Below are 9,720 nucleotides of genomic sequence, written 5' to 3' on the forward strand. Positions count from 1 at the left end.
CGGCAGGGACCGGCCGCGCAAGGCGCCGGGACGCGGCGGAATGAACTCGGCCCGCGGCCGGGCGGGCGCGGCCGGCGGCGCGGAGGACTCGGCCGCTACGGAGGCCGGCGCGGCGGGCTCGACAGGGGACGAGAGACGGGGTTCGATCCGTTGCGCCCGACCGGGGGAGCGGAACGCCGAGAGTTCGGCCGCCGGAGGCTCGGTCCGGGGCGGCCCCGAAACGGAAGGTTCGTTGCCGTGCGAAACCTTATCGACCGGCGGGAACTGCGCGGCGCGCTCGGCGTCGATCGAAGACAGCAGGGGCCAGCGCTCGCGCGATTGCCTGGCCTCGTTGGCACGGCCGATTTCCTGGTATTGCTCGGCCTGCCCCCCGAAATGCTTGAAGAGGTTGGCGATATCGTCGGATTCTTTCACGTTTTCTCCCCATCGGCCCGTTGCGGCCGGCCCGCGGCACGCAGGCTTACCGGCCGAGCCGGAATTCCACGCAGCCCAGGGTGTCCAGTTCGGACGTCTGCTGGACGCCGAGATGCTTGCCCGAGCCGAGCTGCTCGAACCATTGCTGGTAAGCCCCCTCGAGGAAGGCCGGCGCCCACGGCGACGCATTCTGCCCAAACGCTGCCCGAAGTGGTGAACAGTTATGGCTGAGGCGTAACGAGCCGTTTTCTTCTTCTACCGTGACCCAGCCCCAATCGTTCGCCATCCATATCTTGCTCATCGCGAATTGGACGTCGTCCAGGGTGCGGCATTCGGCCAGCGGCGACTGCTCGGCAAACCGGCTTCCCACCCGGCGCATGAGCGCGCGTAGATCGGCTTCGGAGAGCTGGCTGGCGAATTCCTGCACCAGAGCATTCAGAAAACCTTTCCATTGCTTCGACGCTTGCCGGTCGCCGAGATATTCAAGAATTGTCTGGTCCACCATGCATTCCCTGCTCGTTGGAAGAAAGATAGGGTATTACCGGTAGAAATCCGCGCAGGCGTAAACAGTTGTTAACATTGTAACGGAAGGCTGGCGCGGATCTCATCCGGGGTCCGTCACTCATTATGTCGTACGAAAGGGAATTTTGGATGTTGGCGGTTACTAACATCTGGATTCAAACATAAACGAGACAACCTCGAGGGAAGGCTTGACGACCTGGAATCACGTTTTGCTTTTGCGATGGTCGCCACTGTGCGATGATCCGATACCAACGATTCCGTGTGCCAGGCGCCGGATGACGGACTGCGGTATATCGATTAAAAGAAGCCTGATAATTGCTCGATTTCTCCATGTCGCCGATGCCTAGAAGGTCCAAGCCTGCCGACACGTCCCGAGAGTTCGCCGCCGTCGGCGGACGGGCCACATTGCTACGCGAACTGGCCGCGCTGATCGCGGAGCGCCGGCGGGCCGCGGTCCTCGCGCTGGCCTTGCCCGCGGATGCCGCGCCCCCGGTACGCAACGAGATCCTCGGCAGGATCCGCTGCTTCATCCGGCAGGACGACCTTCTCTGCGTCCTGGACGCCACCAGCCTGGTGATCGTGCTGCGCGACGTCAACGACAGGTCGGGCGCCATCGGCGCCGCGCAGCGCCTGTTCCAGCGTTCGTCGCTCTTGCAGATCCTCGGCGCGAGCCGGGGCGGGGCCATGGCGGCGTTCGGCATCGTCATGCTGCCCAGCGACATTCCCCAGGCTTCGAGCGTCCTGTTGCGGGCCCAGCAGGCCGCCCGCTATGCCCTGCGCACGCGCGCGCGCTGGGTGTGCTGGAGCGACGGCCCCGAGGATCTCGACAGCAGGCTGCTCAGCCGCGAGGACACGCTGGTGACCGATGTCATGCAGGGTATCGACCGCGGCGAGTTCGAGCTGTTCTACCAGCCGCAGCTCGAAATGGATACCGGCCGCGTGCGCGGGCTCGAGGCGCTGCTGCGCTGGCACCGCAAGGGCGACCTGGTCATGCCCAACGATTTCGTGCCGGAGGTCGAGGCCGCCGGACTCAGCACGCTGCTGGGATCGTGGGTGCTGCGCCGGGCGTGCGAGCAGCTTGCCCGCTGGCGCGACGAAGGCGTGTTCTGTTCCCAGGTGGCCGTCAATCTCTCCGCCGTGCAATTGAAGGGCGACCTGCCGGAGATGGTCCGCGACGTCCTCAGCGAATACGACGTGGAGCCGGGGAGGCTGGAGATCGAATTGACCGAGTCGGCCGAGATTTCCGATCCGGACGAGGCCGCCACGATCACCCGCCGGGTCAACGAAATGGGGGTCGGTTTCAGCCTCGACGATTTCGGCAGCGGGTACTCGAATTTCCTGCGTCTGCGCTCGGCCCCGTTCGCCGCGGTCAAGCTCGACCGGCAGTTCGTGGCCGGCATGCTCGACAATGCCTATGACAAGGAAATGCTGCGCACGGTGATCCAGTTCTGCCGCAACGTCGACATCCAGACCATCGCCGAAGGCGTGGAAACGACGCAGCAGCTCGAGGCGCTCAGGAAGCTGGGATGCGATGCCTGGCAGGGATTCCTGTGCTCGCCGCCGATGGGCAGCGAAGCGGCGGCGCAATTCCTGCGCCGCGCCGGCTCGAAGCAGGGCAGCCCGGCGCTGCTCTGAAGACGGCGGGCGGGCCCTGGCGGCAGGCCCGCTCCGCCAAGCTCACATCATGGCCGAGGCCAGGCGGCATTGATTCTTGCCGGCGCGCTTGGCTTCGTACATCGCATTGTCGGCCGCCTGTACCAGCGCGTCGCGGGTCTGGCCGTGCAGCAGCGAGAGCGCCGCGCCGATGCTGGCCCCGACATGCGCGGTGAAAGACTGTCCGTTGGCGGTCAGCCGGTACGGGGCGTGCAGCATCCCGCATAGATCGGCGCATTTCTGCCGGATCACTTCGCCATCCGTCATCTTGCCCAGCAGTACGCCGAATTCGTCGCCGCCCAGGCGGGCCACGACGTCCTCGGTCCGCAGCGCCGCCCGCAGGCGTTGCGAGAACGCCTGCAGCAGCATGTCGCCCGCATGGTGGCCATGGCTGTCGTTGACCTGCTTGAACCCGTCTATGTCGACGTAGAGCAGGGCGAACAATTCGTCGTGCCTGTGGGCGCGGGCCAGGAAACGGTCGAGCGTCTCGATGAACAGCGCGCGGTTGGGCAGGCCAGTCAACAGGTCGTGCGTGGCCTGGTGGCGCATTTGCTCCTCGATGCGGCGCCGCTCGGCGATCTCGATTTGCAGTTGCTGATTGCGTTGCTCCAGCGAGGCCAGCGCCTGGTTCAAGCGCAGGCGGCTGGTCTCGAGCTCGAGGAAAACCTTTACCTTGGATAGCAGGATCGCGTCGTTGACCGGCTTGGCGATGTAGTCGACCGCGCCGCTGCGGTAGCCCTTCAGCTGGTTGAGATCGTCGGCATAGGCCGCGGTGACGAAGATGATGGGCGTGTCGCGATTGAGCGGTTCGCTGGCAAGCAGGGTGGCGACTTCATAGCCGTCCATCTCCGGCATGTTGACGTCCAGGAGGATGAGCGCGAATCGTTCGTCCAGGCAGCGCATCAGCGCTTCGTTGCCCGAGCTTGCCTCGACCAGTTCGGCATCGATCTGGGACAGCAGCCGTCGCATCGCGAACAGGTTGGCGGGCGTATCGTCGACGACCAGGATCCTCGGGGCGGGAAGGCGGGTATTCAAGATAGGCACATCCGGTTGAGTTCGATCGCGATAGCGGCCAATGGCAGGCAATGGTCAGCACCGGCCGTGGCCAGCGCCGCCCGTGGCATGGCGGGCGACTCGGCTTCCTCCGGGTCCTGCACCAGCGCCGCGCCGCCATGCCGCCGCACGCAGCGCAGGCCGAGGGCGCCGTCCTCGTTCGCGCCGGTCAGGATGACGCCCGCCATGTTGGCGCGATAAGCATCGGCCGCAGATTCGAACAGCACGTCGATACTGGGCCGGACAAAGCATACCTTCGGATCGACCGTCAGGGCGAAATGCCGGTCCCGGCCGATGAGCAGATGATAGCCCGGCGGCGCAAGCTGCAGGACGCCGGGCCGGACCGGCATGCGTTCCTCGGCTTCCATCACGGGCATGGGGGATTCGCGCGCGAGCAACTGGCAAAGCAGATCGACGCTGGCCGACGCGGTATGGAGAACGGCGACGAAGGCGGTTCGGGGGCAGGGCGCCAGGCCCCCCAGCAGCGTTTGCAGGGCTTGCAAGCCTCCCGTGGAGCAACCGATGGCCACCAGTTCCATGCAACCTCCTTCAAGTGGGCCGCATAGCCCGGAAGATGCGGGCCGCGCGGTCCACCGCCGCGAAGTTTCCGGCAACGGGCGCCGTCGACAGGTTCTCCTTGGTGCCCAGGCACAGGAAGCCGCCGCGTACCAGGCTGTCGGCAAAGAGCGCCAGCGCGCGGTTCTGCAAGGCATTGTTGAAATAGATGAGCACGTTCCTGCACAGGATCAGATGGGCCTCGCAGAAGACGCCGTCCGTGGCCAGGTTGTGATTGGCGAAGACGACGTTGCGGCGCAGCGCCGCATCGAGTTTCACCAGATCGTAGCGGGCGTGATAGTAGTCCGCCAGCGTCATGCCGCCGCCCGCCTGCTGGTATCGGAGCGAAGCGGCTCGGGCTTCGCGGGCGGGAAAGATGCCTTCCCTGGCGCGGGCCAGCGCGGCATCGGAAAAGTCGGTGGCGTAGATCTGGCAGCGTTCGTAGAGGCCGGCTTCCTCCAGCAGGATGGCCAGCGAGTACACCTCTTCCCCGTGCGCGCAGCCCGCTTGCCAGATGTTGATGCTGGGGTAGGAAGCGAGCGTGGGAAACACCTGGGTGCGCAGCGCGGAAAACACGAAGGGGTCGCGGAACATTTCCGAGACAGGGACCGAGAGACCCTCGACCACCTGGGGCAGGAACGCGGTGTCGCGCAGCACGCGAGCGGTCAGGGCGCCGATGTGGTCCAGGCCGTGCTGCCGGACCAGGCCCTGCACCCGCCGCTTGAGCGAGGCGCGCGCATACTGGCCCAGGTCATAGCCGTGGCGCCGGCGCATGGCCTCGATGAAGAGGTCGAGTTCGATCTCGTCCAGGTCGGTTTCCATCGACATGTCCCCGGGGGCAGTGTCTAACGGTGCAGCCATACCCGCATCATAGACAGCAGCTTGGGAATGTCCACCGGTTTGACGAGGTAGTCGTTGGCGCCCGAGGCCAGGCTTTTCTCGCGGTCGCCCTGCATGGCCTTGGCCGTCAGCGAAATGATGGGCAGGTGGGCGTGGTCCGGGTTCTTGCGGATCTCCCGGGTGGCCTGATAACCGTCCATGACCGGCATCATGACGTCCATCAGCACGAGATCGATATCCGGGTGCTCGGCCAGTTGCCGCAGCGCCTTGCTGCCGTCCTGCGCCAGCAGGACTTCCATGCCGTGCCCGCGCAGTACCTTCGACAGCGCGAACAAGTTGCGCATGTCGTCGTCGACCATCAGGATCTTGCGGCCCCGCAGGTCATCGCCGTGTCCATCGTCCGGCGCGATGGGGCGTTGCCGCACGCGGTGGAGGAACAGGCTCACTTCGTCGAGCAGCCGTTCGGATGAGTGGCTGCCCTTGACCACCACGCTGTCGGTATGGGGCCGTATCCGCAACTGGTCTTCGCGGGACAATTCGCGCGCCGAATACACCACCACGGGGGGGCGGGGGTCGACAGCGCCGAGTTTTTCCAGGAAATCGAATCCCGACATCCCGGGCAGCCCCAGGTCGAGCACGATGCACTCGAATGCGTTGCCCCGCGCGAGCGCCAGGGCTTCCTCGGCCGAAACGGCCTCGGTGACCGCGACAGGCTGGGCCGAGAGCAGGGTGCGGATCGAGGCGCGGGAAGCGGGGTCGTCATCGACGATCAGCAGGCGCCGGGGGGCTTCCCGGGCAGGCAGGAGCAACCGGTCGATGGCGCCGTTGAGGGTTTCGGCAGAGACCGGCTTGGTCAGGTAGCTGGCGGCGCCCGCGTCGCGGCTGCGCGGCGATTCGTCCAGCGCGGACACGATATGGACGGGAATGTGGCGCAGGCCGGGTTCGGCCTTGATCCGTTCCAGCACCGTCCAGCCGTCCATGTCCGGCAACATCAGGTCCAGGACGATGCCGGTGGGCCGGTGCTGCCGGGCCATTTGCAGGCCTGCCTCGCCATTGCCGGCGACCAGGGCCTCGCAGCCCTTGCGCCGGATCATGTCGCCCAGCACGCGGGCGAAGGCCGGGTCGTCCTCGATGACCAGTATCGAGATTGCGCCGGCGTGGGCGGCGGGAATGGCGTTCGCGGAGTCGGCCGGCGCCGCGGCGGCGATGTCGCTCGCCGGTTCCGCGGGCGGCGGCGCAGGCGATGCGCCGGGCGGGGTTTCCGGAAGCAGCACGGTGAAGACGCTGCCTTGCCCCGGCTCGCTGCGCAATTGGATGTCGCCCTGGTGCAGCCGCGCCAGCTGGCGGGAAATGGCGAGGCCCAGGCCGGTGCCGCCGAACTGGCGGCTGGTGCCGGCGTCCAGTTGCTCGAACGTGCCGAAGATTTTCGAAAACTTGTCGGCGGGAATGCCGATGCCGGTGTCGTGCACGTCGATCGCGACCGAACTGGCCGCGGGGAAGCCGGGGAGGTCGCCGGCGGGGCGCCGTATCGCGAGGCGTACTTCGCCTGCCTGGGTGAACTTGAAGGCGTTGCCGAGCAGGTTGGTCACTATCTGTTCCAGCTTGCCGCCGTCGGCCTCGATGTCTGACGGCAGGCCATCGCCGAATTCGAGGGAAAAGCGCAGGCCCTTTTCGCGCGCGACCGGATCGAAGTGGCGCTTGAGGCGGGCGGCGAAACTGCGCAGGTCGACCCGTTCCCGCACCAGTTCCATCTTCCCGGCTTCGATCTTGGAAAGATCAAGCACGTCGTTGATGAGGCGAAGGAGGTTGCTTCCGCTGTCGTGGATGATGCGGGCCGCCTCCGCCTGCTCGCCCGTGAGGTTGCCTTCGCGGTTGTCGGCGAGGTCGTTGGACAGGATCAGCAGGCTGTTGAGCGGCGTGCGCAATTCATGCGACATATTGGCCAGGAAATCGGACTTGTACTGGCTGGCCCGGGCGAGCGCATCGGCCTTGTCGGCCGTTTCGCGCTGCAACGCTTCCAGCAGGTTCTTCTGCTGGTTGAGCAGCTCGGACTGCTGCCGCAGTTCCTCATTGGAGGCCTGCAGTTCCTCCTGCTGGGTCCGCAGCTCTTCTTCCGAGGCTCGCAGTTCGCTTGCCTGGCTTTGCGTCTGCTGCAGCAACTCGGCGGTGCGGACCGAACGCGTAATGTTTTCCAGCGAGAGCGCGACGACCGGCATCAGGCTTTCCAGCAGGCGGCGCTGGCGGGCGTTCAGCGGTCGCAGCAATCCCAGTTCGACCACCGCCAGCACTCGTTGTTTGGACAGGACGGGGACCAGCATCAGATACGGCGGCGTGGCCTCGCCCAGGCCCGAGCGCATCCGCAGGTAATGCTCCGGCAACGCGCCGAGCTCGATGAGACGACCCTCGGCGGCGCACTGGCCGACCAGCCCGTCTCCCACCCGGCAAGCCGTCGGTCCGCCGGCAGCCGGCTCAAAGCCATAATGGCCGGCCGGACGCAATACATCGTCGTCTTCCGCGCGCAGGAAGAACAGCGCCACGCCGGCGTCCAGTTCCGGGCAAAGCTGTGCCAGCAGCGCCTGGGCGAAGTCCTTGTGGTTGGTCGTGCGCTGCAGCCGGTCGGCCACGACGCCTATGCAATGGCCGACCCAGTTCTGGTCCGAGAGGTCGATGGCCATCTGCTTGAACCGTGCGAGCGCCCGGGCGATGGTGCCGATTTCGTCGCGCCGCGTGAGCTCCGGCGTTTCGACGTCATGGTCGTGCCGGGCCAGGCGCTCCATGAGCCGGCTCATATGGCGCAGGGGGCGTGTGATGAGCACGGCCGACAGCCTCAGTGTCGCCAGGCTGCACAAGGCCGCCAGCAGCAGCGTGCCCCACAGCATCCATTCGCGCAGCGCGTTGGAGCGGTGCAGTGCCTGTTCCCGTTCCTCCATGCTGCGGCGGGCCGCGCCGCCGATATCGTCCATGGCGGCCACCAGCGTCGTCGTGGACACCGATGCGCGGGTGCTGGCCTGCCTGAACAATTGTTCGCGCTGCGCCGCTGCCGCGGCAGGAGCTTCCTGGGCCAGGCGGGCGAGTTCCGCGATGATGGGTTGCGCCATGGTGTTGCGCCACAGGTCGTCCATGCGGCTCACCGCATCGATACGGGCGCTTTGCGCCGGGTCGTCGCGCACCTGCTGGGCGAGGTGCAGCAGATGCCGATCGATGGCGGCGTTGGCGGAGGCGAATCCCTTGGTGTCTGGCTTGGACGACAGCAGCAGGAGCTGGCGCAGCTCGGATTGGCGCTGATACAGCGCGCGGGTGGTCAGGTCGATTTCACGCAGCAGATCGACGGTGGCCCGGAACTCCGCGCGGTTCCTTTCCTCCTGTTCCAGCACGATCGAGGTGGCGACGCTCGACAGGATGAACAGCGTCAGGAAGAAGCCGACCAGCAGGAAGACTTTGGTGGTGAGCGGGATGTTCCCCAGCCATGAGTTTTCGATCGTGTTCCTGGACATGGGTGGAGGGTTTCCGTGGGGAATCAGCCGCCATTCTAGGTCCTGCGACGCGGCTCGGGCAGCTCTGCGGCATGCCGGCGGCAGCCATGTGGGCCCGGCGACACGGCGCCGCCATGCGTTCGCGCAAAAAAATGCCGCACGCGGACGCGTGCGGCATTTCGATGGCCCGGCTGCGTATCAGTGACGCAGGTCGGGACGGGTTTCCACTTGAACCAGCGCCTCGGGCGCGACCTGCGGCCGCACGCGCGGCTCGCGGCCCAGCCGGACCGGCGCGGCCGCCGGCATGGCCTGCTGGGCGGCGGCCAGCTTGGCGCGGTCGGTTTCCACCCATTGCATGCCTGCCTGTTCGACGACGCGTTGCAGTTCGTCGCGCGAAGGCTCCGCAGCCTGCGGGACGACGATCTGCGCCGGCGTATCCAGGATGGAGGCGGGCGGCGTCACGGCCGTCTCGGCGGCGGCCGGGAGCGGGGCCTCGGGCTCGACGGCGGCCTGCGTTTCGGCCGGTACCGGCGCGGCGTGAGCCACCGGCTCGGCTTCGGGCTGTTTCTCGGCCTGCTCGGCAGTCGCCAGCCTGGCCGGCGCTTCGACTTCCACCGCTTCGGAGACGGCGACGACGGCCGTCGCGGGAGCTTCGGCGGCGACCGGAGCCGGTTCCCCGGCCCGCTCGGCGGCGGATTGCGGTTCGTCGGCCTGGGGCTGGGCCGGAGCCTGGACGACCTCGGCGACCACCGGGGCCGGCGTATCGGCCGGCAGCGCCTCGGCCGATACCAGGATGGGCTCGGAGACGACGGCCGGCGGTTCGGCCGAGGCCGCTACCGGCTGGATATCGTCCTCGTCGTCGGCCGCTTCATCGTCCTGCAGGGACGCGTCGTCGGCCGCGACGGCGCCGGCTTCGCCCTGACGGCGACCACGGCGGCCGCGTCGGCGGCGGCGCTTGCGTTCCGGTTCGCCTTCCTGCGTACCCTCGGCGGCGACGGGAAGGCCTTCCTCCTGGACCGCTTGCGGTTCGACTGCCGGCTCGGGCTGGACGGGCGCCTCGGGGGCGGGCGTGGCGGCGATGGCTTGGTCCGCTACCGCGGCAGCGGCGGCGACGGCGGCGGTTTCCTCGACCGGGAGGTCCTCGCGGCGTCCGCCGCGGCGGCCGCGGCGACCAGCGCGCCCGCCAGGTGCAGGGTGTTGCCTATGCCGG

7 protein-coding genes and 1 pseudogene are annotated in these 9,720 nt (G+C 67.3%); 1 reads left to right on the forward strand and 7 read right to left on the reverse strand.

What is annotated here, in order from left to right:
• Window positions 1-414 (reverse strand): cellulose biosynthesis protein BcsP (gene bcsP / locus CDO44_RS02970; protein WP_233146014.1); only part of this gene is annotated, 414 nt, incomplete at its 3' end.
• Window positions 415-460: 46 nt separating this feature from the next.
• Complete coding sequence (gene bcsD / locus CDO44_RS02975; RefSeq protein WP_087778785.1) at window positions 461-919, reverse strand: cellulose biosynthesis protein BcsD; 459 nt, start codon at window positions 917-919, stop codon at window positions 461-463.
• 347 nt (window positions 920-1,266) lie between these two features.
• Between bcsD and CDO44_RS02980 the strand changes: the two genes are divergently transcribed.
• On the forward strand, window positions 1,267-2,571 hold the full coding sequence (locus CDO44_RS02980) for a GGDEF domain-containing phosphodiesterase (protein ID WP_087778787.1): 1,305 nt from the start codon (window positions 1,267-1,269) through the stop codon (window positions 2,569-2,571).
• A 42-nt stretch (window positions 2,572-2,613) separates the two neighbouring features.
• Here CDO44_RS02980 and CDO44_RS02985 read toward each other — a convergent pair whose 3' ends face one another.
• The 5 genes and pseudogenes from CDO44_RS02985 to CDO44_RS27560 form a co-directional block, all read right to left on the reverse strand.
• Window positions 2,614-3,624 carry a diguanylate cyclase domain-containing protein gene (locus CDO44_RS02985; protein ID WP_087778789.1) on the reverse strand — a complete coding sequence of 337 codons (1,011 nt, stop codon included), beginning with the start codon at window positions 3,622-3,624 and terminating at the stop codon, window positions 2,614-2,616.
• Complete coding sequence (locus CDO44_RS02990) at window positions 3,621-4,181, reverse strand: chemotaxis protein CheB (RefSeq protein ID WP_087778791.1); 561 nt, start codon at window positions 4,179-4,181, stop codon at window positions 3,621-3,623. Before CDO44_RS02990 ends, CDO44_RS02985 begins: the two co-directional genes overlap by 4 nt.
• 10 nt (window positions 4,182-4,191) lie before the next feature.
• Complete coding sequence (locus tag CDO44_RS02995; RefSeq protein ID WP_233146015.1) at window positions 4,192-5,058, reverse strand: protein-glutamate O-methyltransferase CheR; 867 nt, start codon at window positions 5,056-5,058, stop codon at window positions 4,192-4,194.
• Window positions 5,043-8,531 carry a response regulator gene (locus tag CDO44_RS03000; protein ID WP_087778793.1) on the reverse strand — a complete coding sequence of 1,163 codons (3,489 nt, stop codon included), beginning with the start codon at window positions 8,529-8,531 and terminating at the stop codon, window positions 5,043-5,045. The genes CDO44_RS02995 and CDO44_RS03000 overlap by 16 nt, the downstream gene beginning before the upstream one ends.
• A gap of 177 nt (window positions 8,532-8,708) precedes the next feature.
• A pseudogene (locus CDO44_RS27560) lies at window positions 8,709-9,720 on the reverse strand (ribonuclease E/G); the annotation flags it as partial.

The organism is Pigmentiphaga sp. NML080357 (assembly GCF_002188465.1).
Lineage (GTDB): Bacteria > Pseudomonadota > Gammaproteobacteria > Burkholderiales > Burkholderiaceae_B > Pigmentiphaga.

Excerpts from the sequence above, each read along its gene's own strand:
- bcsD (WP_087778785.1), bottom strand. The coding sequence starts at position 919 with ATGGTGGACCAGACAATTCTTGAATATCTCGGCGACCGGCAAGCGTCG.
- CDO44_RS03000 (WP_087778793.1), bottom strand. The coding sequence starts at position 8,531 with ATGTCCAGGAACACGATCGAAAACTCATGGCTGGGGAACATCCCGCTC.
- CDO44_RS02995 (WP_233146015.1), bottom strand. The coding sequence starts at position 5,058 with ATGGCTGCACCGTTAGACACTGCCCCCGGGGACATGTCGATGGAAACC.
- CDO44_RS02990 (WP_087778791.1), bottom strand. The coding sequence starts at position 4,181 with ATGGAACTGGTGGCCATCGGTTGCTCCACGGGAGGCTTGCAAGCCCTG.
- CDO44_RS02980 (WP_087778787.1), top strand. The coding sequence starts at position 1,267 with ATGTCGCCGATGCCTAGAAGGTCCAAGCCTGCCGACACGTCCCGAGAG.